This is a genomic window from Prosthecobacter sp. (assembly GCF_044226605.1).
Lineage (GTDB): Bacteria > Verrucomicrobiota > Verrucomicrobiia > Verrucomicrobiales > Verrucomicrobiaceae > Prosthecobacter.
In genome coordinates, this window is sequence record NZ_JBGAGS010000035.1 from 41,086 (window position 1) to 67,644 (window position 26,559).

At 57.7% G+C, this 26,559-nt stretch carries 23 protein-coding genes; 14 read left to right on the forward strand and 9 right to left on the reverse strand.

Features of this window, described 5'->3' with window-relative positions; all coding sequences use genetic code 11:
* Window positions 1-198: 198 nt before the first annotated feature.
* Window positions 199-1,224 carry an efflux RND transporter periplasmic adaptor subunit gene (locus tag ACILSO_RS30650; protein WP_395741313.1) on the forward strand — a complete coding sequence of 342 codons (1,026 nt, stop codon included), beginning with the start codon at window positions 199-201 and terminating at the stop codon, window positions 1,222-1,224.
* 136 nt (window positions 1,225-1,360) lie between these two features.
* Window positions 1,361-1,948 carry a peptidylprolyl isomerase gene (locus tag ACILSO_RS30655; RefSeq protein WP_395741314.1) on the forward strand — a complete coding sequence of 196 codons (588 nt, stop codon included), beginning with the start codon at window positions 1,361-1,363 and terminating at the stop codon, window positions 1,946-1,948.
* 173 nt (window positions 1,949-2,121) lie between these two features.
* On the opposite strand, the gene ACILSO_RS30660 is transcribed toward ACILSO_RS30655, so the two are convergent.
* Window positions 2,122-2,970 (reverse strand): PIG-L deacetylase family protein, encoded by an 849-nt coding sequence (locus tag ACILSO_RS30660; RefSeq protein WP_395741315.1) that lies wholly within the window; start codon window positions 2,968-2,970, stop codon window positions 2,122-2,124.
* A 337-nt stretch (window positions 2,971-3,307) separates the two neighbouring features.
* On the opposite strand from ACILSO_RS30660, the gene ACILSO_RS30665 reads away from it, so the two are divergent.
* The 9 genes from ACILSO_RS30665 (at window position 3,308) to ACILSO_RS30705 (ending at window position 15,981) form a co-directional block, all read left to right on the forward strand.
* Window positions 3,308-3,760 (forward strand): GatB/YqeY domain-containing protein, encoded by a 453-nt coding sequence (locus ACILSO_RS30665; RefSeq protein ID WP_395741316.1) that lies wholly within the window; start codon window positions 3,308-3,310, stop codon window positions 3,758-3,760.
* Window positions 3,761-3,963: 203 nt separating this feature from the next.
* Complete coding sequence (gene ispD / locus ACILSO_RS30670) at window positions 3,964-4,641, forward strand: 2-C-methyl-D-erythritol 4-phosphate cytidylyltransferase (RefSeq protein WP_395741317.1); 678 nt, start codon at window positions 3,964-3,966, stop codon at window positions 4,639-4,641.
* A gap of 9 nt (window positions 4,642-4,650) precedes the next feature.
* Window positions 4,651-7,218, forward strand: a complete 2,568-nt coding sequence (locus ACILSO_RS30675; RefSeq protein WP_395741318.1) for an MFS transporter — start codon at window positions 4,651-4,653, stop codon at window positions 7,216-7,218.
* A gap of 192 nt (window positions 7,219-7,410) precedes the next feature.
* Window positions 7,411-8,514, forward strand: a complete 1,104-nt coding sequence (locus ACILSO_RS30680) for an efflux RND transporter periplasmic adaptor subunit (RefSeq protein ID WP_395741319.1) — start codon at window positions 7,411-7,413, stop codon at window positions 8,512-8,514.
* The gene (locus ACILSO_RS30685) at window positions 8,511-11,603 is read left to right on the forward strand and encodes an efflux RND transporter permease subunit (RefSeq protein ID WP_395741320.1); all 3,093 of its coding nucleotides are present in this window, start codon (window positions 8,511-8,513) and stop codon (window positions 11,601-11,603) included. Before ACILSO_RS30680 ends, ACILSO_RS30685 begins: the two co-directional genes overlap by 4 nt.
* Window positions 11,604-11,620: 17 nt before the next feature.
* The gene (locus tag ACILSO_RS30690) at window positions 11,621-12,898 is read left to right on the forward strand and encodes a TolC family protein (RefSeq protein ID WP_395741321.1); all 1,278 of its coding nucleotides are present in this window, start codon (window positions 11,621-11,623) and stop codon (window positions 12,896-12,898) included.
* Between the two features lie 699 nt (window positions 12,899-13,597).
* A complete protein-coding gene (locus ACILSO_RS30695; protein ID WP_395741322.1) occupies window positions 13,598-14,098 on the forward strand; it encodes a hypothetical protein in 501 nt (166 codons plus the stop codon).
* On the forward strand, window positions 14,076-14,837 hold the full coding sequence (locus ACILSO_RS30700) for a hypothetical protein (RefSeq protein WP_395741323.1): 762 nt from the start codon (window positions 14,076-14,078) through the stop codon (window positions 14,835-14,837). Before ACILSO_RS30695 ends, ACILSO_RS30700 begins: the two co-directional genes overlap by 23 nt.
* A 160-nt stretch (window positions 14,838-14,997) precedes the next feature.
* Window positions 14,998-15,981 carry a reverse transcriptase family protein gene (locus ACILSO_RS30705; RefSeq protein ID WP_395741324.1) on the forward strand — a complete coding sequence of 328 codons (984 nt, stop codon included), beginning with the start codon at window positions 14,998-15,000 and terminating at the stop codon, window positions 15,979-15,981.
* 258 nt (window positions 15,982-16,239) lie between these two features.
* Here ACILSO_RS30705 and ACILSO_RS30710 read toward each other — a convergent pair whose 3' ends face one another.
* Together ACILSO_RS30710 and ACILSO_RS30715 are read right to left on the reverse strand one after the other, a co-directional pair.
* Window positions 16,240-16,755 carry a hypothetical protein gene (locus ACILSO_RS30710; protein ID WP_395741325.1) on the reverse strand — a complete coding sequence of 172 codons (516 nt, stop codon included), beginning with the start codon at window positions 16,753-16,755 and terminating at the stop codon, window positions 16,240-16,242.
* 671 nt (window positions 16,756-17,426) lie between these two features.
* Entirely contained in the window at window positions 17,427-18,140 is a 714-nt protein-coding gene (locus ACILSO_RS30715) for a hypothetical protein (RefSeq protein ID WP_395741326.1), read from the reverse strand.
* Between the two features lie 894 nt (window positions 18,141-19,034).
* Here ACILSO_RS30715 and ACILSO_RS30720 point away from each other — a divergent pair.
* A complete protein-coding gene (locus tag ACILSO_RS30720; protein ID WP_395741327.1) occupies window positions 19,035-19,781 on the forward strand; it encodes a tetratricopeptide repeat protein in 747 nt (248 codons plus the stop codon).
* 19 nt (window positions 19,782-19,800) lie between these two features.
* On the opposite strand, the gene ACILSO_RS30725 is transcribed toward ACILSO_RS30720, so the two are convergent.
* The 4 genes from ACILSO_RS30725 to mazG are packed head-to-tail and all read right to left on the reverse strand — an operon-like array spanning window position 19,801 to window position 23,985.
* Window positions 19,801-22,482 carry a DEAD/DEAH box helicase gene (locus ACILSO_RS30725; protein WP_395741328.1) on the reverse strand — a complete coding sequence of 894 codons (2,682 nt, stop codon included), beginning with the start codon at window positions 22,480-22,482 and terminating at the stop codon, window positions 19,801-19,803.
* Between the two features lie 46 nt (window positions 22,483-22,528).
* The gene (locus tag ACILSO_RS30730; protein ID WP_395741329.1) at window positions 22,529-22,924 is read right to left on the reverse strand and encodes a PIN domain-containing protein; all 396 of its coding nucleotides are present in this window, start codon (window positions 22,922-22,924) and stop codon (window positions 22,529-22,531) included.
* Window positions 22,921-23,163, reverse strand: a complete 243-nt coding sequence (locus tag ACILSO_RS30735) for a ribbon-helix-helix protein, CopG family (RefSeq protein ID WP_395741330.1) — start codon at window positions 23,161-23,163, stop codon at window positions 22,921-22,923. The genes ACILSO_RS30730 and ACILSO_RS30735 overlap by 4 nt, the downstream gene beginning before the upstream one ends.
* Before the next feature lie 30 nt (window positions 23,164-23,193).
* A complete protein-coding gene (gene mazG, locus ACILSO_RS30740; RefSeq protein WP_395741331.1) occupies window positions 23,194-23,985 on the reverse strand; it encodes a nucleoside triphosphate pyrophosphohydrolase in 792 nt (263 codons plus the stop codon).
* Window positions 23,986-24,098: 113 nt separating this feature from the next.
* On the opposite strand from mazG, the gene ACILSO_RS30745 reads away from it, so the two are divergent.
* Window positions 24,099-25,037 carry a glucosamine-6-phosphate isomerase gene (locus ACILSO_RS30745; RefSeq protein ID WP_395741332.1) on the forward strand — a complete coding sequence of 313 codons (939 nt, stop codon included), beginning with the start codon at window positions 24,099-24,101 and terminating at the stop codon, window positions 25,035-25,037.
* 207 nt (window positions 25,038-25,244) lie between these two features.
* The gene (locus ACILSO_RS30750) at window positions 25,245-25,622 is read left to right on the forward strand and encodes an RNA recognition motif domain-containing protein (protein WP_395741333.1); all 378 of its coding nucleotides are present in this window, start codon (window positions 25,245-25,247) and stop codon (window positions 25,620-25,622) included.
* A 76-nt stretch (window positions 25,623-25,698) separates the two neighbouring features.
* Here ACILSO_RS30750 and ACILSO_RS30755 read toward each other — a convergent pair whose 3' ends face one another.
* Both ACILSO_RS30755 and ACILSO_RS30760 read right to left on the reverse strand, forming a co-directional pair.
* Window positions 25,699-25,929, reverse strand: a complete 231-nt coding sequence (locus ACILSO_RS30755; protein WP_395741334.1) for a DUF2892 domain-containing protein — start codon at window positions 25,927-25,929, stop codon at window positions 25,699-25,701.
* A gap of 6 nt (window positions 25,930-25,935) precedes the next feature.
* Window positions 25,936-26,559 (reverse strand): efflux RND transporter permease subunit (locus ACILSO_RS30760; protein ID WP_395741335.1); only part of this gene is annotated, 624 nt, incomplete at its 5' end.

Here is a 26,559-nt window from a genome sequence, read left to right on the forward strand (position 1 = left end):
CGCCCCTCCTCGCAAATAACTAACTCCGGGAAGCGAATGCTCGGCAAGACACTCATCATAGGCGCATAACTTACCTTCCTATTCATGTTAGCCAAGTTAGACACCGACTTAGCTTTATACCGTCGATCATTCTTCCGGACTAACTTTCACGCATTGCGTGTTTTACTTTAAACTACATCCACTTAGCATCTTGAGATTATGAGTTACCGAGACCACTCCGCTCCGCGTCTGCATTTTGGAGTCGCTGCCATCAAGGCAGAATCCCCCGGGACTCACGCTTCATCGTTCAAGAGTGCTCTCCGTGTGGCCTCCTGCCTCATGGCCGTGGTGGTGTCTGCTTCCTGCGGTCGTCACCAGCCAGGCCTGCTGCTGACCAAACCCCTGAGGCGGGACTCGGTGATCACACACACTTACGTCTGCGAAATTCACCCCATTCAAACCACCAAGATCCTGGCGCCGGATCGTGGCTATATGGAGGAAGTAAGCGTGAAGGAAGGGCAGAGCCTGAAACCAGGAGATGCCATGTTCAAACTCCTGCCCCAGGCGCGCAATCCCGACCCGAAGCGCACCGATGCACAGGAAACACCACGCATCACGACCGTCACCGCTCCCTTCGCCGGTCAGGTGGGCCGCCTCCGCCTGGGCAAAGGCAGCATTGTGAAAAAGAACGAGGCTCTCACCACGCTCACAGACAACAGCCAGATATGGGCCGGCTTTCAAATGCCCGAGGCTCACTACCAAGAGTATTCCACCTCGGCTCCGGCCGACAAAGCGCAGCAGGTGAAGCTGATCCTGTCGAATGGGAAGCTGTTCGACCAAACCGGCAGCCTCATGCCCGTCGAGCAGGCGGCCGAGAAAACATCAGGCCCAGTTCCTCTCCGCGCGCTTTTTCCCAATCCCAGGAGCCTGCTCCGTCCCGGCCAGTCCGGAACCATCCGCATTCAAAACACTCTCAAAAACACTCTTCTCGTTCCGCTGCGGGCCACCTTTGAAATCTCGGGAAATCGCTTCGTCTACGTGGTGGACAAGGAACACGTCATCCGGCAGAAAAAAATCTCCGTCACTCACGAAATGGAGGATCTCCTCGTTGTGACCTCCGGCTTGAATGAAGACGACACGATCATTCTCGATGGTGGGTTCCGGGTGCATGAAGGCGAGAAAGCCACCAGCTATCAGTTCGAAGAGCCCGCGCAGGCCTACGCGCATTCGCGCCCCAAAAAATAGATCGGCGCTTAAAAAGATCGATGGATGCACCCGCTCGCTCTAAATGCAGGTTTGGGAATCCGTCCTTCTCTTCCCCCATTTTGACCGTTGCAAATCAAGCCCTTCGTGGCTCATTCCCCGTCCTTACCAACCCACTATGAAATCAATCGCACCGACTCTTGCCGCCTTCGTCCTTACGTTTGCTGGTCTGACCGGAACATCCCCTGCACAAACCGTGAGTGACGCCAAACCCGTAAAAGTCGTGATGGAGACCAGCAAAGGCACCATCGAAATCGAACTCGACGCCGCCAAGGCCCCGATCTCCGTCGCCAATTTCGTCAGCTACGTGAAGAAAGGCTTCTATGACGGCCTCATCTTCCACCGCGTCATCCCTGACTTCATGGTCCAGGGCGGCGGCTTCACCCCCGACATGCAGCAGAAGGAGCCGGACGCCCGGATCCAAAACGAAGCCAAGAACGGCCTCAAGAACGTCAAAGGCTCCCTCGCCATGGCCCGTACTTCGGACCCCCACAGCGCCAGCTCCCAGTTCTTCATCAATCTCAAGGACAACTCCTTCCTCGACTACCCGGGCCAGGACGGCTGGGGCTACTGCGTCTTCGGCAAAGTCACCAAAGGCATGGAAGTCATCGACTCCATGGCCACCGTCGCCACCGGCCGCAAAGGCCCCCACGGCGATGTCCCGATCGAACCCATCATCATCAAGAGCGCCAAGCTCGCGGAATAAATAAACGGATTCCTCCAGCTCTCCCCTCTTCAAATGCCAGCCGGCTCCCGGCTGGCATTTTTCGTACAGTGCTCATCTCGCTCCGCGAGATGAACCCAGCGCCCCCGCAATCACCCCAATCCCTCGCCTCCCCTAAAGCCAACAACCGTAAACTTCCCCCTTCCCCTCCACCCTCACATAAACCTCTTCAGGCGGTCATGCACATCAGTCTCCAGCCGCTTCACATAGTTCACCGAATACTCGATCGGGCACATCTCGTCATCCTTCGTCAGCGGCGTCAGATCCATCGCAAAAGTTAAGAGGCTCGTCTTGTCCGTCGTGTGGGAGTCAAAATACGTCGCATTCGCGTGCCGCAGCCCCTCCTCCGCCAGGTCATAGCGCTTTCCGCCGCTGATCTGCGAGTCAAACACCCCCAGCAGCGGCCGCAACATGTGCGGATGCTTGTCCACCCACAGCATCACCTTGTCGTCATGCAGCAGCCAGTCCAGCTTCCGCCACACCTCGCAGCCATACACCTTCTCCGGCCGCTGCTCCATCGGCAGCTGACGAATCGCCTCCAGGCACCGCAAAAACGTCGCCACATGCGTGTCATGCCGGTCGCAGGGATTGTGAAGGTACAAAATCTTCGGCTGCGCCTGCTCCAGGATAAACTTCAAATCCTCCACCGCCGGCGCGTGCTGCGGCTTCTTGATGTCATCGCTTGGATACCCCAGCTGCACCATGATGCTGTACTCTCCCACATACGCTGCCTTCCGCTGTTCAATCAGGCGCACCTTCTGCATCTCCTCATCCGTGTAGCTCTCATACGGCCCCTTCCGCGGACTCCCCGCTCCGTCCGTCACCACCACGCCGCCAAACCACTGCTCCTTCTGCTTGAAGCACTCCGTGATCCCATGATACGCCGCAATTTCCAAGTCATCCTGATGCGACACAATCCCCAGATGCGTCACGCGCTTCAGCGCAGCCTCCGCTTGAGTTTCGTCAGGAATATAAACGTCGTGTTTGGAATGTCGAAATTGCACAGCCCGATCATGCACCGCCCCCGCCAAACTGCCAACCCCATTCCCATTCGTCCCTTCCTAATCCCCTCCCCCATCCCCTATCTCCAACAAACGCTCTATCTCCCCATCTGGAAAATTTTTCTACCCTAATTTTTCTACCTCCACTCCGTCCCATCCCTCAATCACGGCATGTGTAACCTATGTCCTGAACCAGAAGTGTTACCCATGTCTTGAGCCCACCCAGCATCCAGCACCCAGCATCCAGCATCCAGCATCCAGCATCTAGCATCTAGACAAATCCCCCCGCCACCGCCATGATCGCCCCTCCCTCCCCAACCCCATTCCCAGCCCCTTTCCCATGAGCTTCATCACCCAGATTTCCGAAGACCTCAAAAACGCCATGCGTGCCAAGGACACCGTGGCCCTCAACGTCATCCGCAATTTGAAGTCCTCCCTCAAATACGCCGCCATCGAAAAACTCGGCGCTGACGGCGAACTCGGCGACACCGACGCCATCGCCGTCGTCCGCAAAGAAATCAAAAAGCTCCAGGACTCCGTTGACGGTGCCGAAAAAGCCGGACGCCCCGAAGCCGTCGAAGCCGCCAAGGCCGAGATCGTCGTCCTCCAGAAATACCTCCCCGCCGCCATGAGCGAAGCCGAGCTCGGCACCCTCGTGGACACCGTCATCGCCGAACTCGGCGCCACCTCCAAAAAAGACATGGGCGCCGTCATGAAAGCCCTCCAGGAACGCGTCGCCGGCCGTGCCGACAGCAAATCCATCTCCACTGAAGTCGCCAAACGCCTCAATTAAAAAGCGGCCCCCAGCTCCGCAGCTCTGCTCTGAGTAAGAAGTTTGGGGTTCGCTTCGCGGCAGCCCGTTCCGGCAGTCCCGCCTCACCCCAGCCTCCAAACCACCCAGCGCAAGTATTGTAGTACCGGCTTTAGCCGGAATCTGGAAACCTACTTCGCGCAAAACAGCGAACCCTGAACCGAGAACAGCGAACCGCCCCCCGCATGACCTCCGCCATCATCGTTGCCGCAGGCAGCAGCCGGCGCATGGGCTTCAACAAGCTCCTCGCCCCGCTCGCCGGAGAGCCCGTCCTCCGCCGCACCCTCGCCGTCTTCCAGGCCTGCGACGCCATCGATGAAATCATCGTCGTCACCAGCGACGCCCTCCGCCCCGAGATCGACTCCTGGCGCACCGCCGACACAAGCACCAGCCTTACCAAAATCACCCAGATCATCACCGGCGGCGCCGAGCGCCACCTCTCCGTCCACGCCGGCCTCCAGGCCCTCCACCCCGACTGCGACATCGTCGCCGTCCACGACGGCGCACGCCCCCTCATCTCCGTCGCTCAGATCACTCGCTGCGTCCAGGCCGCCCGCACCCAGGCCGCCGTCGCCTGCGCCCGGCCCATGACCGAAACCCTCAAACGCTGCGATCCCACCGGCCGCATCATCGACTCCATCGATCGCGCCCACGCCTGGATCATGGAGACCCCCCAGGTCTTCCAGCGCCCCCTCCTCGTCAGCGCCTACGACGCCGTCCTCCGCGACTCCCTTCTCGTCACCGACGAAGTCTCCGCCGTCCAGCACCTCGGCGCCCCCGTCTTCGTCGTCGAAAATTTCGAGCTCAACCCCAAGATCACGTTCCCGGCAGACATCCTGCTGGCACAGCGTTTTGTCGATTGAACGACGCCAATGCCCGACTCCGCCGCACTCGACAGCCTCCCCCACCTGCCACGCCGAAACTGGGCGTCCATCGTCTTTGTACTCTTCGTACAGGCCATGAACTCCTTCAGCGACAACTTCGTCAAGATGTTGCTGATCGCCCTCTCCATCATCATCGCCAAAGACTCCTGGGTCGGCCGCCACATGGAGCTCTGGCTCGGCGCCATCTTCTCCCTCCCCTACATGATCTTTGCCCCCCTAGTCGGGTACTGGTCAGACCGCTTCTCCAAGCGCAAAGTCATCGTCTGGATGCAGGTCATGCAAATCATCTGCTTCATCTGGCTCTCCCTCGCCCTCTGGATGCAGCGCGTCCCCGGCTCCCTCGAAATCTCCCTCGTCGGCTTCTTCGTCCTCGCCGTCCAGGCCGCCGTCCTCAGCCCCGCCAAAATGGGCATCATGAAAGAGCTCGCCGGCTCCCGACGCCTCGGGCGCGTCTCCGGCTGGCTCCAGGTCACCATGCTCGCCGGCATCCTCGGCGGCATGTGGGCCGGCGGCATCTGGTATGGCACCGAGTATGAAAAGACTCACGATGCCTGGCGCTCCGCCCTCTATCCCCTCATCGTCATCAGCATCCTCGGCATCGTCGAGCTCATCGCCGCCATCTGCATCCAGACCACCCCCGCCCACCCTGAGGTCCACTGGCGCAAAGGCATGGCCTGGGAGCATTTTGAGAGCCTCAAAATCGTCTTTCGCCGCCGCTCCATCCGCCTCGCCGCCCTCGGCGTCACCTACTTCTGGTTTATCTCCAATGCCCTCAGTTTCATCCTCGTCACGTTAACAAAGGAGCTCCACCCCGACACCGGCCATGGCGATGGCCCCATGGAGCTCGCCAAAGTCGCCGGCATCCTCGGCATCGGCGTCATCTCCGGCAGTTTCTTCGCCTCCCACGTCTCCCGCAATCGCATCGAGCTCGGCCTCATCCCACTCGGCGGCTTCGGCCTCGTCGCCGGCCTCCTCTGGTCCGGCCTCGCCCCCCTCGGCAGCAGTTGGATGTACGCCGGCATCATCTTCACCGGAGCCGCCGGCGGCTGCTTCATGGTCCCCCTCTACGCCTTCGCCCAGGACAAAGCAGAGAAGCAGGAAAAAGCCCGCATCCATGCCGGCATGAATCTCATGGACTGCCTCGGCACCCTCGTCGCCGTCGCCATCGTCGCCCTCATGAAGGCCGCCAATCTGAGCGCCTCCACCCAGTTCCTCCTCCTCGCCATCCCCACCTTCTTCGCCGCCATCTACATCACCCGGCTGCTCCCCCAGGATCTCGTCCGCTTCCTCATGCTCGCTGCCGTCCGCTTCCTTTACAAAGTGAAGCCCGTCCACGCCGATCGCATCCCCGAAACCGGCGGCGTCCTCCTCCTCCCCAATCACGTCAGTTACGTCGATGCCCTCATCGTCGGCGCCGCCACCGCCGGCCGCCGCCCCGTCCGCTTCGTCATGTGGGACGCCCTCTACAATCTCTGGTGGCTCAAATGGCTCATGCGCCTCATCGGCACCGTCCCCATCTCCGCCACCCGCGCCAAAGACGCCATCCGCGCCGTCGCCGCCGCCCTCAAAGAAGGCGAAATCGTCTGCCTCTTCCCCGAAGGCCAGATCACCCGCCACGGCATGATCAATGAACTTCGCAAAGGCTTCGAGCTCATGGCTAGGCAGGGAGACGCCCAGGTCGTCCCCGTTTATCTCGATGGCCTCTACGGCAGCATCTTCTCCTTCCAGGGCGGCAAATTCTTCACCAAACGCCCCAAGCACCTCCGTTACCCCGTCGCAGTCCATTTTGGCGAACCCCTCGCCCCACGCGCCGCCACCGCAGAAGTCGTCCGCCACGCCATGCTCGCCCTCAGCAGCGAAGCCTTCCTCAAGCGCAAAAGCTGGCTCCACGCCGAAACCCACGACCTAGTCCCCTTCGCCAACGCCCTCCGCCTCGCCGAAATCGAATGGCACCACCCCGGCGACGTCTTCCTTAGCCTCGAGCCCGAAGGCACCATCATCCACCGCACCGTCAAAGCCCTCACCCAAGTCATCCCCGGCACCAAGTTCATCGACCACCCCACCGAAGCCCACGCCACCCACATCGTCGCCTTCTGCTCCCGCAACACCTTAAATCAACTCACCGGCCAAGAACGCCTCTCCTTCTGCTTCGACACCTCCCCATCTCCCCTTCCGGCAAATCCTCCTCTTCCTCCTACTCTTACTCCTCCTCCCTCACTTCCGGCTACCGCTCCGTCTCCCCCACAGCCTACCGTCGATGGCTCACCGTCCACCGCCAACAGCTCACCGCCCACCGGCCCCCTCCCCCTCCGTGGCTACCTCGACCCCTCCACCGGCATCCTCCTCACCACCGAAGTCCCCAATCCCCCCCTCCCCAAAGGAGACAAAGACCAGCAACTCGGCCAAGCCCCCCACACCCTCGGCCGCCTCCTCCCCGGCCTCACCATCGCCTCAACTCCCGAAGGCGTAACCATCACCAGCCTCCTCCCCGACTCCCCCCTCACCGCCACCATCCCCGGTGCCAAAATGGACGAGCAGGGCTTCTTGATGATTTAGGGAGCCGCGGGTTGCCCCGCCCGATTCGTAAAAGTTCGCGGACATTAATAAGGTCGCCGCAGGCATTAATCCGCCAATTTTGGAGGCACTGTGTTCATTCCTCGACACATTACAAAGCCAACTTAGCGTAGCCTGCGCTCCAGCCCTATAAGTGTTATCATGCAGATTCACACGTTCACGTTCTGTCTCCCCGTGTCGCTCGCCGTGTTGATGGCTTTGTCACAGGTCAGTTGTCACAAAAAAGAGGCGGTCGAATCCCATGAGACGACAAGCTCCCTTTTCCAAAAGACGGGAAACCGCATCACGATCCCGGAGAATTCACCTCTGCGAAAACGCCTGGAGTTTGAACCTGCCTCCAAGGCTGAGCGCACGGTCAGTCGGCAGTTCACTGGCACCATCGAGGCAGACCCAGTTCGTCTGGCTCATGTATTCCCGACAGTTGCTGGCAGGCTGGTCAAGATTCTTGTAACCCTGGGTGACAATGTGACGGAAGGACAGCCCGTGGCAATCATCAGCGCACCCGATTGCGTGACCGCACAGGCCGATTACGCGAAGGCCAAAAGCTCTCTCAATCTCGCTGACCGCAGTTTGAAAAGGCAGCTGCAGCTGCTTTCGGCCAAGGTGGCGGCGCAAAAGGATCTGGATGAAGCACAGGACGCCTTCGATGCGGCAAAGGCAAACTTGGATGCGTCGACCCAAGTCCTGAAGCTGATGGGATATGATCCTGAAAAAGATACTCCCGGCGGCAAGCTGCGGGTACTGGCACCGCAGTCCGGCAAGATCATCTCGGTCAATGCAGGCATGGGCGAAGTTCGCAATGATAACAACGCTCCACTGGCCACCGTCGCAGACCTTTCGACGGTGTGGCTCACCATCCATGTGCCGGAGCGCGACCTTGTCTTGTTTCACCAGGACGCGCCGGTGGAGGCCAGCTTTGAGTCATACCCTGGACAGACTTTTAAAGGAGTCGTGGCGCATCTGGGAGATGTCATCTCAGAGGACACTCGGGTCGCGCCAATGCGGGTGGAACTGCCGAATCCTGACGGACGCCTGAAACCCGGAATGTTTGCCACGGTCACCGTGCTTGCAGTGACAGAGCGCAACTTGACTTTGCCTTCCAGTGCCATTCTTCAGGTCGGCCCGGACGCGTTTGTGTTTGAGCAGGTGGAGCCGTTCGTGCTCGAGAGTCGCAGTGTTATAAAGGGAGGGGATGCAGGGCCGGATCGTGTCATCATTCTCAGCGGCATCCGCGAAGGAGCGCTCATCCTGAAACAGAACGCCGTGCTCTTCCAATGATCCAAAGGCTCGTCAAATTTTGCCTGGAACGTCAGGCACTGGTGTTTTGTCTCCTGATCGCAGTTTCAGCGGCAGGCTATTACAGCTGGAACCAGCTGGCGGTGGAGGCCTATCCAGACATCGGAGACACGACCTCACAGGTGATCACACTTTATCCGGGACATGCCGCCGAAGAAGTTGAGCAGCAGGTGACGATCCCGATCGAGCGTGAACTGGCAGGAACGCCTGGGATGCATATCATGCGCTCCAAGAGCGCCTTTGGGCTCTCACTCATTACCGTGGTGTTCCGCGATGGGGTTGAAAGCTACTGGGCACGCCAGCGTCTTCAGGAGCGTTACATGGCAGCCAATCTGCCGCCGGGTGCGGAAGTGGGCCTTGATCCGCTGACTTCACCGACGGGCGAATTCTACCGATACACCGTCGAATCCTCCTGGCGCAATGCATTTGCGCTCAAGGAGCTCCAAGACTGGGTGGTCAAGCCGCGGTTGAAGCAGGTCTTTGGCGTGGCCGATGTAACAAGCTTCGGCGGCGAACCCAAACAGTTCCAGGTCATGCTTGATCCGGTCAAGCTCCGTGCACACAACCTCACGCCCAATCAGGTGCAGGATGCAGTCAGCTCCAACGGCAACACCGCCGGCGGCAGCATCATGGTGCGCGGCGAGCAAGGTTTTGTCGTGCGCGGCCTGGGCATCATCAAGACACTGGAAGATCTCGGCAGTGTGGTGGTCACCTCTGTCAAGGGCGTGCCGGTGCTCGTGCGCGATGTCGCAGAACTCCGCTATGGTGGTCTGGAGCGCACCGGAGTGGTGGGAAAAAACGACAATGACGATGTGGTCTCCGGCATCTGCGTGCTCTTGAAAGGTGAAAATCCTTCACGTGTCCTGGAGGGTCTGCATCAGGCCGTGGAGGAGTTGAACAACGGCATCCTGCCCCCGGACGTGAAAGTCGTCCCTTATCTCGATCGCACCGACCTGGTGGAAACAACGCTCCACACAGTAGGGCAGACGCTGCTGGAGGGTATGGTGCTCGTCACCTTCGTTCTCATCCTGTTCCTGGGCAGCCTTCGCGGAGCCTTGCTTGTGGCGCTGACCATTCCGTTCTCGCTGCTGTTCGCCTTCCTGATGATGCAGTTCACCAATGTGCCCGCGAATCTGCTCTCTCTCGGCGCGATTGACTTTGGTATCATTGTCAATGGTTCCATCGTGCTCATGGAGGTGATCCTGAGCCGCCGCGAGCGTGAAAACGCTCCGCTGACAATGCAGGATGCCCGCGAGGCGGCCTTCGAGGTGGCCAGCCCCATGTTCTTTGCGTCCATGATCATCATCGCCGCTTATCTGCCTCTTTTTGCCTTCGAGCGCGTGGAGCGCAAGCTCTTCACCCCAATGGCCTTCACCATCGGCTACGCGGTTCTGGGCGCGCTCGTCTTTGCCCTCACAGCCATTCCTGCTCTGGCCTATCTGCTTTACCGCAAGCCAGGCAAGACTTTCGAAAACCCGGTCTTTCACTGGCTCAGTGATCGCTATGCCAGCGTGCTGGCAAAATTGACCGCCCGCCCGCTCATGGCCCTGGCTCCGGGAATTGGGGCTATCATTCTCGCCGCTGTTCTCGGAATGACCGTCGGCCGTGAATTCCTTCCCTATTTGGATGAAGGTTCGCTCTGGTTGCAGGTAAATCTGCCCTCGGGCATCTCATTGCCGAAGGCGATGGAGCTGACTCGGGAGTACCGCAAGGCGGTCAAAGAGTTTGGCGAGATCACAGACGTTGTCTCCCAGCTCGGCCGCAATGAGGAAGGCACCGACCCATGGACAACCTCTCATATTGAATCCTATGTCGGACTCAAACCCTATCATGAATGGGGCGGCGACAAGCAGGCGTTGATCGAACGGCTCAGCGCACGGCTTACCAAGGTGCCAGGTCTCTCCATCGGCTTTGCCCAGCCGATGATCGACGGAGTGAATGACAAAATTTCCGGCGCACACAGCGAGCTGGTTGTGAAGGTTTACGGAAATGACTTCGCCGAAACGCGGCGCATCACGGAAGAAATCAAGAATGTCATCACCGCCGTGCCCGGCTCGACAGACGTCGCTATCGATCAGGAACCTGCGCTGACCCAGGTGCGCATCACCTATGACCGCGCCGCTGCATCACGGCTGGGCGTGAACGTTTCTGATCTGGTGGACCTGATCGAAGGGCCCATCGGCGGCAAGGCTACCGCTCATGTGTATGATGGAGACCGCGTCTATGACATCGCCATGCGCTTTCCGGTCGAAGTTCGCAACAGCCCGGAGAAAATCGGCGCCCTGCTGATCAACACCGGCACGGGCAATCCTGTGCCTCTCGCAAGCGTGGCTAAAATCGAGCTGGCCAAGGGCGAATGCATGATCACACGTGAGATGGGCAAACGTCATCTGACCGTCAAACTGAACCTGCGTGGCCGCGATCTCTCCGCATTCCTCAAAGAAGCGCAGGAAGCTGTGGCGGAGAAAGTCAAATTCGACCCCAAGGCATACAGCATCCGCTGGGGGGGGCTGTTTGAGAACCAGCAGCGCGCCCAGGCGCGCATGGCCCTCGTGCTGCCGGCAGCACTCGCCCTGATCTACCTGCTGCTCTACGCCCACTTCGGCCTCGCCCGCCACGCCACCATCATCATGCTTACCGTACCCATGGCCCTGCTAGGCGGTCTGGCCGCGCTCCATTTGCGGGACATGACGCTCAATGTCTCCAGCGCCGTCGGCTTCATCGCCCTCTTTGGAGTCGCAGTCGAAAACGGCGTGATCATGCTGGCCAACCTCAACCGATGGTGCAGGCTGGAGCCGCACAATCTCGCCGAAGCGGTGCGTCGGGGTGCCCATGAACGTTTGCGTCCGGTTCTCATGAGCGCTGTCGTTGCCACGCTCGGCCTGCTGCCCGCTGCCATCACCCATCAGATCGGCAGCGATGTGCAGCGCCCGCTGGCCACGGTGGTCGTAGGCGGCCTTATCACCGCCACCTTGCTGACACTGCTCGTCCTTCCTGCCGCCTATTATGTCATCGAAAAAAGGGCCGCTCGCAAAAACGGGCATGCCGGAACGCACCCAGATCACCACTGATCATCCTTCATGCCGCCATGAAAAAACTGCTCCTGCTTCTCTGCGTTTTTCTTGCACTGTCTCGCTCGGCCATGCCGGATGCGTCACACACCAAGGCGCTCTCCCTCAATGCCTATCTTCAGCTCGTTCTGGAATCCAACCTCAGCTACGCCGCAGAGCGCTACAATGTCTCGATGGCAGACGCCCAGATCGCCGCCGCACGCCAGATCCCTAATCCGACTCTGGGTTATGGCTTCTCGCGTGATGTCACCTACGCCGCCAGTCAGCGGCTGCAAAGCAATACCGTCGGCAACATCAATCAGCTCTTTGAACTCGGCGGCAAGCGCAAGCGGCGCACGGACGTTGCCACAAAAAGCCGGGCGGCGGCATCCGCCACACTCGATGGTTTTTTAAATCAGCTCAGGTCAGATGCCTCCACCGCTTTCGTTGATGCGCTCTCTCAGAGACGCCTCGCTGAAAAGAGCCGGGAAATCGCAGCCGACATAAATCAGCTGGCCAAAGCCCAGGCTGAGCGCTTCAAAGCAGGCCAGATCGGCGAAGCAGACGTGCTGCAGACCGAAATTGAGGCCGAACAGTTTCAAACCTCGTTGATCAATATTCAGGCACAGGCGGACAGCGCCGTCCAGACCATGGGAGGCTTTCTCGGTGTCGAAGGCGCATGGCTGCGCGTGATTCCTCTCGGCGATCTCGAACAATCGGGACGCACGTTTGACGTCGTGGCGCTCACCAGCCATGCGCTCAAAGAACGGCAGGATCTCGTCGCACTGCGTCATCTGGCAGATGCAGCCCAGAGCCGTATCTCACTGGAAAAGGCCAACCGTGTGCCAGATCTTTCCGTCGGTCTCGGTGTCAGCCAGCTTAGCAGCACCCAGAATGTCATAGCCCCCACCCCCGCCAACAACTCCCTCGTCATCAGTTTTTCCTTCCCGTTGCCGATCTGGAACCAGAACAAGGCCGCCATTCAAAACGCACAGTTCGCAGCCCTTCAGGCGCAGAAACAAGTCGAGGCAGCCGAACTGAGCGTAAAGGTGGAAGTTCAGAAAGCTTTCACCCTCTACCGAGCCGCAGTGAGCAGCGTGGACCGCTACCGCAACGGCATCCTCAAAAAGGCCAACTTGGTGCTCGAAGCCCGGCGCACCAGCTATCAAAAAGGCCAGGCCACCCTCCTCGAACTTCTCATTGCCCAACGCACCGCCCAGGAGGTCCGCACCAGCTATGAAGCCGTCCTTGCCACACAGGCCAAAGCCCTCGTCGAGTTGCAACGCGTCTCCTCTCGGTGGGATGTGCGGTTTTGAACGTTCACCTCCAATCGCCGCCCTCCAGCCCCTCCTCTGCCTCCTCCAAATCCGTTCTGTCTGCCCTTCCAGAAAATCCTCCTCTTCCTCCTACTCTTACTCCTCCTCCCTCGTCTGGACTTCCGGCTCATCCCACTCCTCTCGTCCTCACCGCCCCCCCCCCTCCACCGGCATCCTCCTCACCACCGAAGTCCCCAATCCCCCCCTCCCCAAAGCCGACAAAGACCAGCAACTCGGCCAAGCCCCCACACCCTCGGCCGCCTCCTACCCGGCCTCACCATCGACTCAACTCCCGAAGGCGTCCTCATCGGCAGCCTCCTCCCCGACTCCCACCTCACCGCCTCCATTCCCGGTGCCAAAATGGACGAGCAAGGCTTCCTAATAGTCTGAGATCGCTACACACCAGTTTCTCCCACATTCCAATCTAAGAGCAACCAAAGTAAAATTTTGGACCGAACCTCTCCTCCACTTGCCTTACAAGCAATTTGATCCCTCCACACGGCAAGGATGCAGCGAATCTGGATCACTTGCTTAGATCTATGTCTTGCTTTGGGCTTGTCCGTTTGCTTTCATGAGCCAATTCATGAAGAAATCCACGGAAACTACTAACTCTGTCAAATATGAAGCGACTCTTGGAGGGTGGGGCAGGACGATCCGTCTGAAGTCGATAACTCAAGCAGGCATTGGAGGAAAGGTTCTATGAAAATTGTCGGCGATTACATCGCTGCTGAAGCTTTCTCTAGGCAGGATCCAGCAGAATTTGATTTGTTCTGCCGCAGCGCATTCAACCGATATTACTACGCTGCATTTTTGGCGATTCGAAATGTTCTCAAAACACTCGATTCCTCATGGGCCACTCCGGCTCACCAAGCCATACCAGGGATTCTGAGGAGCGCGGTGCTCCGACGCCTGCGCACGGAAATTCAGAAAGCGACAAGCACCGCCTTAATTACCCATAGTGAAGGGACTCGCCTAATTAGCGCTGCATCCTCTGCGGCATCAGAGCTGGCAAACTTACTAGTTGCGGCTCGCGAGACGAGACGTTTAGCTGATTACGAACCGGAAACAAAGGTGATAAAGAAAGGCCCGCAAACACAGCTTGGGAATTTTACATTGGAAGCAGCAAGTAAGTGGGAAAATCGCGTTACCATTCAATCAAAAACGATTTTGAGAGTTTATGGAGAACTTGGACTCATCTAAAAGAAACGAATTAATGAGGTTTTTAAAGAAGAGACATATCGACTTCATTTCTGACATTCGAGGCAATCGTCCTCCCCCGGTGGATTTTGCGGTTTTCATCCCGAGCGACAGGATATCTTCGTTGGCACAACCGGGTCATATATCCAAAAGACAATTAACGAATTTTCAAAGGTATCTGCGATCCAAGCTGGGCATTGCAATCGAGTGGATTGAAGAATCAGGTCAACGTTCAACGGCAATGGAAGCCGCTCTTTTTGAACTACTTGACCTCAAATATCCAGGTCGTTACCGTGAAGTATTCATATCAGCTCTAGGAAGTAAGCCGGTTTGCGTTTGGCTTGAACCATCGACACCCGAAGTTGAAAATCCAACCTTGGAGGAGGTAAAGGTTGCAGTGCAAACGTTCATGGGACTATACAATGTGTCCGATTTTGTCGTGGATGATGGCGCAAGCGCCAGCCTTCCCAGCGGCCCAACAATTTTAAGAAAAGTAAAGGTCCATGCACCTGTAACCAGAGAGATCTTAGCAGAGCAGCTCGTCTTGGCGGGATCAACCGTTCCTGATATTCGTTGGTTACAACGAAGGCTTGATAAATTGAGAAAGCAGGGCCTCGTACATCGAGAAGTGTCTGGAGACTACAGTTTGACCGAAGCGGCGCTCTCGACAGTTCCACATGGAAGAGGAAGAACAAGTTCGGACATCGAAAGAGCACTTGCATTGGGGAGGCGAAAATGGTAAACTTTTTTCCGAAATGGTGGCGGCTCGTCGCGCGAGCGTGTATCACGCTCACTCGCGAAGGTCAGTCACAGAAGGGCGCCAGCTTCATGGCTTGCGCTCCTTCGTCGCTTCAGCCATGAAGCTGGCGTAGCTCACGAAAGCTCATAGCTTTGCTAAACAAATGAACCCGCCACCATTTCTCATTTCGTTCACAACGCCGGAACATTTTCTCGGCGCCCTCAGGGAAGAACTGCGGGGGCTTCACGAGGAAGAATTCAGGCGCTTGTGTGAGCAAAAGCTCCCACCTGTCGTTTCGATTCGTTATTTGGCGACCCTGTTTGGATATAGCGCCAGATTTCTGGGTGCCCTGCATCAAAGGAGTGAGAAGTATTATCGAACCTTCACCATACCGAAAGGGAAAAAGCGGCGTACGATCAATGCGCCCAAAGTTGCACTCAAGGTGATCCAAAAATGGTTTGGCTTTTATTTGTCCGAAGCGGTTAAATTTCATGACTGCGTCTACGGCTTCGTGGAGGGGCGTTCTGCAATTGATGCGGCCCAATCACATTGTGGTGCCAACTGGGTTTACTCGATCGATATTGAAAATTTTTTTCCAAGCACTCACCTAAACATGGTCGCCAGCGCCCTGTTGGATATAGGTTATTCTCAACATGGAGCTGATCTAATTTCGAAACTTTGTTGTTACAACGGCGGACTCGCTCAAGGTTCTCCTGCAAGCCCCGTGCTTTCTAATCTGGTTTTCAAATCGACCGACACTGATTTGGTTGCCATTGCCAGAAATCACAATGTGTGCTACACACGTTATGCTGATGATTTGGTATTTTCCGGAGCGGGTGAGTTTCCTGAAGAGATAGCGCCCATTGTTCGATCGATTGTTGAGTCGCGAGGATGGAAGTTAGCTGAGGAAAAAGTGAGACTTGCCAAGCGTCCGAATCGCCTCAAGGTTCATGGCCTCTTGGTTCACAACGACAAGCCAAGATTGACTAAGGGTTACAGAAACCGGATACGTGCATTTAAACATTTGTTGGAGAATGGTCGAATACACGAGAAAGACCGTCTCAAGGTGGCAGGGCATCTTGCGTATGCACGATCTGTTGATAGCTCTTCCATGGTTTCGGAGTTGACCCCACGAGTTTCTATGTAAGTCCTGAAGCGCAAACGTAAATCAATTTCCAAGACACTTGAGAATTAAGTTCGCGCCCAATGTGGTTACGCTTGTGCGAACCCTAAATGCAGAAAGCTGAACACACCTGGCCACCAGATTCATCACGGTGATGAAGACCCATCAAACAGCATACTCGACAATCTAATCCTTCTTTGCGCAAACTGTCATTCCGTTCACCACAACGGCATAATGAGCGAATCTGAGGTGGGCTGCAAAGCAACAGTGAAATAACGCTTCTTAGATTCGATCGGCCGATAGTTGATTCATACCCGAAACGCCCGCGATTCTGATGTCATTAATCATGGTCTTTTGAGTTAACCTCATGTCGAAAGCGTCGGCTTCATTCATGGTGAGCGTAATTTCTCCCACTACCTGTGTCGGGTTGCTGCTTGATGTGTAGAAAATTTGATGTGAATCGAGTCTGACCTGAACATTGTTTTTGAACAGGTAAACAAACAACATGTTACTGCGTGTGCCGGTTGGATAAACGATCTTGCAGTCCAAGATATACGTGAACTTATAAACTGCGCTCTCCTTTTCAACATAGTTGAATCGAGTCCCTTTGCTGTAGCCCGTATCGAGAGGCGTAGGGAGCCAGCCACGATAACATCGAAAGTTCAACCGACGCCCCCACACATTTCCTCCATTTGGAGGAAAGCCGATTGAAAACTCATCTAATTCCTCAGCAACAAAAAAGAAGTTAGACTTCACACTTACATCATCGCTGCTCTTATCAGTGGATTCAGAAGACATAAAGGCATTTGTCACACCAGACAGCTGGTGGCAAGAAGAAAGTGCCTTAAGAATTAGCGCGAAGAGAACTTGGGCAGGGTGCAAATTATTGACAGAATAACCGCTCCGCTTCGGCCCATCCCCAGCCAGGCAGCGGCGTCGTTCACTCCGGCCCGGCCTAGGGCACGCTCCGAATTCATCCACTTTCCATTCTCCTCTTCAGGCGACCAGATGCATCATCCTCGATCAGCGTCCTCTCAGCCTCTCCTCAGCCCTCCAAATCCGCCGCCGCGTTGACTGCGCGCTCCTTGCCCCACCAGTCCCCTCCCCACGTCCACCTCACTCGGTTCGGTTCCGTGGATTGATTCGCTGCGCACACCCTCCAGGCTCACTTCGTTCGTCTGTTTGCCTTCGGCTATCTCCGCTGCGCTCCGGTTCGCTATCGCTCGGCTCCGTGATTCAACTCCGGCCCTCTGATCCTCTGTGATCATCGTGTCTCTGTGGTCAGAAAAACGAGCCGATCCTTCCATCGCCCGCCACCTCATTTCGCTGACGATCTCCCCTTCTCTAAAATCTTTTACCATCCATCTTTTACCAGCATTCCGGCATCCCACTCCACCACTCCCCTTCCGCCGCCCCCCGTTTTCCAAGTCTCCGGCCATTCACGTTGCCCTACATTCCTTTGCCAAAAACTAGCGCCCTCTGTCCACCTTAAGCTCAAATCCCGCCGCCACCAGCGCCGCACGCAGTTTGGCCTTTCCACCGGACTCAATGACATCCCCGTGCCCCACGATCACCCGGTCAAAATCCCATCCCAGGATCGTCCCCAGCGACCCCTCAAACGCCGCCTTGTCCTTCACCCCCGCCTTCACGAACCGCGACATCCCCGGATGATGCTCACCGCCCACGCCCACGCGCAGCAGCAACTCCGTCCACAGCGGCTCATCATCCCCAAAATTAAACACCAGCTCCGTCAGGATCAGCGTCCGAGACGGAACATGCAGTAGCGCCGTATCCCGCGCCACCGGCGCACCTTCGATCTCCAGCGCCAGCAGTTCCCCCTCCCACTCCACAGGCGCAGGCACGATCGTCTCCGTCGGAAATCCCACCACCTCCGAAAACCCCTCCGGTGCCAGATAAGGAATCCCCGGAAACGCCGCCCGACCCTCCTTCGCAAAAGTGTCATGCCTCAAAATCCCATCCAGCAGCCACCCCGGTTCCCCCAGCCCACGAATTGCAGCCACATCCTCCGCAGAAAAAGGCCCCGTCGAATGAATCACCACCTTTCCCGACCGCAGCCGGATCACCGTCACATTCCTCCTCAAATCCGCCCCCAGCAGCTTCAGCGGATAAGCCATCAGCCAAACATTCTCAGCCAGCGGTATCGGTGCAGTAAATGTGTCCATATCCTCCCTCTACATCGCCCCACCCCCCACCCCCGCGCGTAAAAAAACACCTCCTCATCCTCCCCCTCAGCCCGCCGAATAAATCATCCTCACCCCCCCACATCCCCCCTCATCACCTCTCCAACTCGGCCCAAGCTCCCTCAGCCCTTTCTCGTCCCCTGCCTCCCCCGAACACGCCCCGCAATCGCGTCCCACAGCCTATTCCCATCTCCACCTCTGCAATTTTTCTACCCCTAATTTTTCTACCTTCATTACCCCTCCACCCCAGCCCGGCTTGTGATGCCATGGTCCAAAAACTAAAATCTTTTTACCCCTAATTTTTTTACCCTATTTCCGCCACCCACTTCCCTCTGCCCTCTCCAACACCGTTCCCACACCCGCTCATTCCGAGCCATCCCCGGCTCAACTCCGGCCCCCTAATCCTCTGTGATCATCGTGCCTCTGTGCTCAAAACAAGCAACCGATCTCCCCTCTGCACCCAAATCACGACACCCAGAAACTAAAATTTTTCTGCCCAAAATCTTTCTGCCCCATCTCCCCCACTCAGCCACCTCTCAGCGTTCTCCAAATCTTTGCGGTGAACTCTCTGAAATTTTTCTACCCCTAATCTTTCTACCTTCATTCCGCCATTTGCCTCAGCCGTCCGTCTCGCTGCTGCTTGGCTCCATGGTTCAAAATGTCCGGTCCCCCTGAGTCCTCGCTCTCACCCCTTCCAAAACTCAGCCCTTTTTTTCCCTCTTTTCCCTCTTTCGGCCATCCTCTTCAGTATCCGTCGTTCAAACTCCGGATCTCCGTCATCCCCTCTCTCACAACCCTCTTGCGCACAAACCGGCCCCTTTGCTAGCCTTCCTCAACAGACAAAACAGAACAAAATCCCAAACCCTCCCTCAAAGCATGAAGACCATCCTCATCTTGATCTTGTTCGCCACCTTCAGCGCCACCGCCACCTTCGCCGCCGACGAGCCACCCACCAAGGAAGACCTGATCGCCGCCCTCAAGCAAGATCCCTCGGACCAATCGGCCCTCTACAACCTCGGACTTCTCAACTACCTCGAAGACAACTACGCCGAAGCCATCAAACACTGGCAGACCCTCCGCACCCTCGAACCCACCGACTGGCGCGTCCGCGAGAAACTCGTCCAGGCCTACTGGGGCGCTGGCGATACCAAAGCCGCCACCACCGAGATCGCCGCGCTGCGCGAAGCACGCGACTCCAAAAAGCACCCCGAACTCTCAAAGAAAGAGTTCTTCATCTGCGACCAGTTCCAGATCGGAACAATCAGAGCCTTCGTCCTCGAATACTACGACCTCAAAGGCGACCGCCCCCTCGCCTGGAAATTCATCCTTCGAACCGGCGACGAAGACGTGGACCATCGCTACTCCGTCGGCAGCTACGACACCGCCACTGCCGTCGCCCGGGAATTAGGAACCATAGGCCCCAATGAACGCCAGTACCACCTAGACGGCTACTGGACCAACGGCTCCCACGCCACCTACGGCTTCTACCGCAACCGCCCCGACTACCAAAACATCCGAACCCAGGTCCAACAAATCATCAAAGGAGAAATGCAGCCCATCTCATCATTCACCCCCCCTGCCACTCAAGACAAATCAGGCGACGCCGCCAAGCCGGCCAAGTGAACCACCACAGACGCCGCCATCACTCCGCCATAAACAGCGCCTGAATATCCGCCTGCGTCAGTTGCAGCTTGTCCGCACGTCCCGACAGCAGACTCTCCATCAGCGCCGCCTTCTGCTGCTGCATCCTCAGAATCCGCTCCTCGATCGTGTTCTCACAGATCAACTTGTGCACAAACACCGGATTCTTCTGCCCGATGCGATGCGCCCGGTCACTCGCCTGCGCCTCCGCCGCCGGATTCCACCACGGATCATAATGAATGACGGTATCCGCCGTCGTCAGATTGATCCCCGCCCCGCCCGCCTTCAGGCTGATCAAGAACACCGGCACCTTCCCCGCCTGAAACTCCTGGATCGGCGTCTCCCGGTCCCGCGTGCTCCCCGTCAGCTTCACATACCCCACCCCATCCTTTTTCAGCCTCGCCTCAATGATGGCCAGCATCTCCGTGAATTGGGAGAAGATCAAAATCCGCCGCCCCTCCTCAATCAGCTCCGGCAACATTTCATCCATCAGATACGCCGTTTTTGCCGAATCCGACACACATCTCGCGGTTTCCTGCTTCAACAATTGCGGATGGCAGCACACCTGCCGCAGCTTCAAAAGCGCATCCAGTACCACAATCTGCGACCGGTCCAGCCCGTTCACCTCGATCGCCTCACGCACCCTCTTGTCCATTGCGGCACGAATCGTCTCGTAAAGGTCCGTCTGTTCCTTTCCAAGTTCGATCGTGTGCAAAATCTCCGTCTTAGGTGGCAGTTCCTTCGCCACCGCATCCTTCGTTCTCCGCAGCAGCAGCGGCTGAATCCGCGTCGTCAGCTGCTTCTGCCTCTCCGCATCCGCCTCACGTTCAATGGGATTGCGATAGTGCTGCCGAAACGTATCCGCATCACTCAGCAGCCCCGGCATCAGGAAGTTAAACAAACTCCACAGCTCCCCGAGATGATTTTCCATGGGAGTCCCCGTCAGGCACAACCGGTGCTTTGCTTTCAACCCGCTGCAAGTCTGTGCAGCCAGGCTCTTCGGATTCTTGATATTTTGAGCCTCATCAAGTGCCACGATGTGCCACTCCTGCGCCTGCATCACCTCTGCGTCCTTCACCAGCAGCGGAAAGCTCGTGACCACCAGATCATACTGCTTGAGATGCTTGAAGTCACTCTTACGCGACTGCCCGTGCATCAACAGCAAACTCAATGAAGGCGTAAACTTGATCGACTCATTGATCCAATTCCTCAAAACGCTCGTCGGTGCCACAATAAGACAAGGATGCTTCATTCTTCCGCTCTCCTTCTCGATGAGGATATGCGTCAGCGTTTGCAGCGTCTTTCCCAGCCCCATGTCATCCGCCAGGATGCCATGCAGCCCAAACTCACGCAGAAACTGCATCCATGATGCACCCTCACGCTGATAATCGCGCAAACTTGCCTTCAAACCCGCCGGCGGCGTGATGAGCCCAATCTCCCTAAAACTGCCCAGCTGCTGACTCAGCGCAGCCAGCTCCGCCGGCGCACGGATCGGCATGCCATCCAACGTCGCCAGTTGCGCTGCACGCAGTTTGTCGAGCTGCAGCTTGCCATCCTTCCTCACCGGCCGCGTCGCCAGCAGTTCATCAAAGAACCGCAGCAGTACGATGAGCCTGCTTGCAGGAACGGAAAGCACGTCCCCGTGATCACCACCAAGCGACAGCAGAAACCGCTGATCCAGATTCTTCTCCAAAACAGCAGCATTAAGTCCCTGATCGATGCAATCGACCAGCAACGGCACCATCGAGATACGCCGTCCTTCAATCTCCACTCCTAGGTCCAGCGAGAACCACTCACGCCCGCCCTGATCTCCCGAGAGGTCCGTGAACCACGCGTCCTCATCCGCTTCATGAATATGAAAGCCAATATCCTCCGGCACCTCCACACGCCAGCCACTCTCCCGCAGCTTCGGCACCTGATCCTTGAGAAACTGCGACCAGAACAAAGCCTGATCTCCCGCCACCGCCATGAATCCCAGCGTCGATTCCGGTGCCTTGGCACCTGGAAGCGCTTCAGCGAACGATTTGAAACCCAGCGTGGAAAGATCCGTCAGAAAGAGGCGCTCCGAGCGCAAATTACGCACCAAGGTGAAACGCTCTCCGCTCTCATCCTTCCACTGATGTGCCGGGCTGCGCACCAGCATCTCGAAACGCAGCGGACAGTCGTCATATTCCGCACAAGGTTGAATGAAGGCCACACTGCGCGGCTCCCATCCCCCGATGTTCCTCTTGGCCGTAATCTGCGGCATCTCCACCATCATGCGCCTTACCAGCAGGATGGGCTTCGGTTCCGAAGGCGGGAGTTCGATCTCCGCCTCCTTCGCCGGCGCCTCCGGTTCAGCAGCGACAGACGTTTTATCTCTCACCCGCGCCATGCCCTCAATGCGCCTGCGCCCGTCTTCAATATCAAGCATGAGCATCAGCGCCGCCGCGTGCTGGCAGAGCGTCCCCACGGCGCAGGTACAGTGGGAGGTCATGGTCAGGCTGCCATCCTCACGCAGCCGCAGATGGGCCGTGACGGAGGCAGAATTGAACAAAGCCGTGCCGACACCCGCGATGATCTCCACCTCGTTCTCCGCACACACATGCACCCCAGCAAGCCCTATGTCCCCATGCTTGAGCAGCCGCCCCCCTTCTTCAATCTGCTGCCGCCTGAAAAGCCACAGCCATGATTTCGTGCGCACCTGCGCCCAGAGTTTGGGAAATGAAAAATCACCGAGATCCATCGAGTCAGATCAAAACGGCATCATTGGGATAAGTCGCGACCATTCCCTGGTCAAGCGTGGCCACTTTGCCGCCGTTGCGGCGTGCCAGTTCGACCAGCCAGGCATCAGTAACTTGGCGGTGACCTTGAATCTGGCGATGCGGCACTTCACGATAGGGCAGATCGTCAGACCAGTGGTCGTGCAAAGGATGGGCTTCAATTTCTTCAAGCGCACGCCAGGCTGCCGCAGAGCTTTTGTCGATGGCGAGGCACATATTCAGCCTCACCAGTGTTCCCTGGGTCACTGAACAGGTGGCAAAACGATCCGTGAGCTGATCAAACCAACGTTCCGCACGGGCATGGTGCAGATGTCCAGAGAGAACATACGCCGCGAGCAAATTGCCATCAACCAGCCAGATCATGCCAGCCCCCGCATGTCATTCTCATCTTCGATGCGATAGACATCTTTCATGGTGAACTGCTCGCTGGGGGATACGGAGATCTTATATCCATGTGGAAGCTTCACCGGCGGGGCAGGCTGCCGCAGACCAGGCAGCCGGCGCAGCTCCCTCTTCACCACACTGCTCACGCTGGAATGCTCCCGCTTTGCCAGCACTTCCAGGCTGGCGTAAGTTTCGTCATCAATTTCGATAGTGTGCATGGGCCAAAGTTGCTTTCCGAAATGCGGCTGTCAAACGCTGTGCTTCACGTCGTCCCAAGCTGCGTCCATCTGCTCCAGGGAGAGTTTTCCTAGCTCATGTCCCTGCCCACGCAGATGGTCCTCCATGGCGTGGAAGCGGCGGGTGAATTTTTCGTTGGCAGCAGCGAGGGCGGGCTCGGATTCGATGCCGAGTTTGCGGGCGAGATTGACCACGCTGAAGAGGAGGTCTCCCAGCTCTTCCTCCATGTGGGTTTTGTCACCGTTCGCGATGGCTTCTTCGAGCTCGGCGGCCTCTTCGCGGATCTTGGCGAAGACGGGGGTGGCATCGGGCCAGTCGAAGCCGACGCGGGCGGCTTTCTTTTGCAGCTTCTGCGCGCGCATGAGGGCAGGCAGGCCGTTGCCGGTGCCGTGAAGCAGGCCTTCGTGCTCAGTGCCTTTTTCGGTGCGTTTGATTGCGTCCCATTGCTTCAAAACGGCATCTGAGGTGGCGGCGCTGGTATCGCCAAAGACGTGCGGGTGGCGGCGGATGAGTTTTTCAGTGAGACCGTGGGCCATCTTGTCGAGATCAAAGGCTCCAGTTTCGCTGGCAATTTCCGCATGCAGCACGGGCTGGAGGAGGATGTCGCCGAGTTCATCGCAAATCTGGGCGGGGTCTCCGCCGCGGATGGCGTCCGCGACTTCGTAGGCTTCCTCTATAACGTGAGGGATCAGGGACACGTGGGTCTGCTCCATGTCCCAGGGGCAGCCGCCGGGCGCGCGCAGGCGGTGCACGACGTAGCGCAGGCGGGTCATGGGGTCGGGGTGGTTGAGCATTTCGTCCATGGAGGGAGGTAGCGTGCATGGAGAGTGGTGCGAAGAAAATCTTCGCCTCTCATGATGAGAGCTTGGCAAAACTCGCGTTTTCTTGGACAATCCGCCAATAACCCAATCAACCCATGCCGCGTAAAATCAGCCATATTGCACCGGAGTGGTGGGACTACACCACGTTGGAAGATGACCTTATCAACGATGCCGCACGGCTTACCGAGCGGGATCTGCGACAGCTCTCCCGCCCTGGTTTCAAGGTGGTGATGTTTGACACGCTGGAGGATTTTTACCTGGCGGAGGCGCTGGAATACATCCACGCATGGAAGCAGGCCACGCCGGACAATCCCGCAGGCATCTGCGGACCCATCGGCCCCACGGAGCAGCTTCCGCTGGTGGCGCGGCTGATCAATGATCTCGGCATCTCCATCAAGGACGGCCACTTCTGGGGCATGGATGAATGGTATGACGAGAACACCAAGAAAGAGGTGACGCTGGAGCATCCGCTTTCCTTTGAACGAGCAGACCGCGAGCTGTGTTTTGACCGCATGCAAAAGAAGCTCTGCATGCCCGACTCGCAGCTGCATTTCCCCAAGGCGGACACCGCAGCCTACATCAAGAGCTGGCAGAGCGGCATTCGCTGCGCGGTGATGCAGGGTGGGCAGGGGGACATCAAGCACTGGGCCTTCAATGATCCGCCAAAGCGAACGGGAAAGTATAAAAACGAGCCTCCACCTCCGGCGGAGTTTCGCAAGCTGACCACGCGTGTGGTGGATTTGCATCCTGTCACCCTCATGCAGAATGCGCGCACCTCGGGCGGCGGCAACACAACCCTGGTGCCGCAGAAGGCGATCACGGTGGGTCCCAAGGAAACATGGATGGCGGAGAAGGTCAGCATCTGGCATGCAGGACAGCACGACAATCCTCTCGGCCAGCGCCTTACCGCCCTCATGATTTCAAAGCGGCTGGCAGATGCAGCAGTGCCGATGTCTTTGCTGGCCGATCACCCGAACGTGCAGTTCAACTACTACCGCGGCGGCCTGGGGCAGTGCGATGTGGAGATGCATTGAGCCCATGCATGCAGGTGAAATTTTCGTCTCTTAAACATTCCAAACTAACGTTTGCTATTCCTCCAACGAAGGCGAAGGGTGTCATCGCAAGTTAACCTGATAAAGGCTAAGCTAAGTCGTTCATCAGGTTGTTTCTTTGGTGTTCTTAAATCCGATTTCGGAGCTTGGTGAGGCCTCATGCAGGCTGGCTGAAACCAAGACAACGATATGAACACCAAAATGTATGTGGGCAACCTGCCCTTCTCCGCCACCACTGACGATGTGAGTGTGCTTTTCTCTGAATACGGCACCGTGACCGACGTCCATCTTCCCATGGACCGCGACTCCGGCCGCCCTCGCGGCTTTGCTTTTGTGACGATGGACACCCCTGAAGCCATGAATGCAGCCATGACCGCCCTCAACGGGCAGGATTACGGCGGCCGCAATCTGGCCATCAATGAAGCGCGTCCGAAGGAAGAACGCCCTTCCGGTGGCTATGGTGGCGGCGGCGGTGGCCGTGGCGGCTACGGCGGCAAAGGCGGTGGCCGTGGCGGCTACGGTGGTGGTGGCGGCGGCGGCGGTTACGGCGGCGGTGGTCGCTACTAATTAGCCCCTGGCACCCAAGCGAATTTTAGCGGCATCCTGGCAACGGGATGCCGCTTTTCGTTTTAAGGCACGTTCTTTATCCGCAGCACCCGCCGCCACCGCAGCAGCCGCCTTTGCCACTGCCATTTTTGCCGCAGGTGCTGATGCCGAAGGGCGCATAGAGCGGGCAGAAGCGCACGAAGGCGGTCAGAAGAGGCACGGCACCGATGGCGCCGATCCAGCTGTGATTGACGATGCCGTTGGCGATGAGGCCCAGGCCGATAATGACACGCAATGCGCGGTCTACGGTTCCAATGTTTGGTTTCATAGTCGTTTAGTTTTGGGTTGGAGATTCGGGATGTGAATGCTTGTTGGCCATGAAGTAGAGCACCGGCACAGCCATGCGACTGATGAAGAGGCTGGCAATCTCCCCGGCCATGAGGGCGATGGCGAGGCCTTGGAAGATGGGGTCTGCAAGAATGACAGCCGCACCCACCACCACCGCCATGGCCGTGAGCAGCATGGGGCGGAAACGGACGGCACCGGCGTCGATCACGGCCTCGCTCAGCGGCATTCCTTCCCGGATGCGCAGCTCGATGAAATCGACGAGGATGATGGAATTGCGGACCACGATACCACCTCCTGCCATGAAGCCGATCATGCTCGTGGCGGTGAAGAAGGCGTCCATGAACCCGTGCGCGGGCAGGATGCCCACCAGCGAGAACGGGATGGCCACCATGACGATCGCGGGCGTGATGAAGCTGCGGAACCAGCCCACCATGAGCACGTAGATGAGGATCAGGCAGGCACCGAAGGCAGCGCCGAGATCGCGAAAGACCTCGATGGTGATGTGCCACTCGCCGTCCCATTTCATGGCGGGCTCGGCATCGCTGAAGGGCATGCTGGCATTGAGGATTTTCAATTCTGCGCCGCTGCCGCCAAAGGCGCGGGTGTCGAG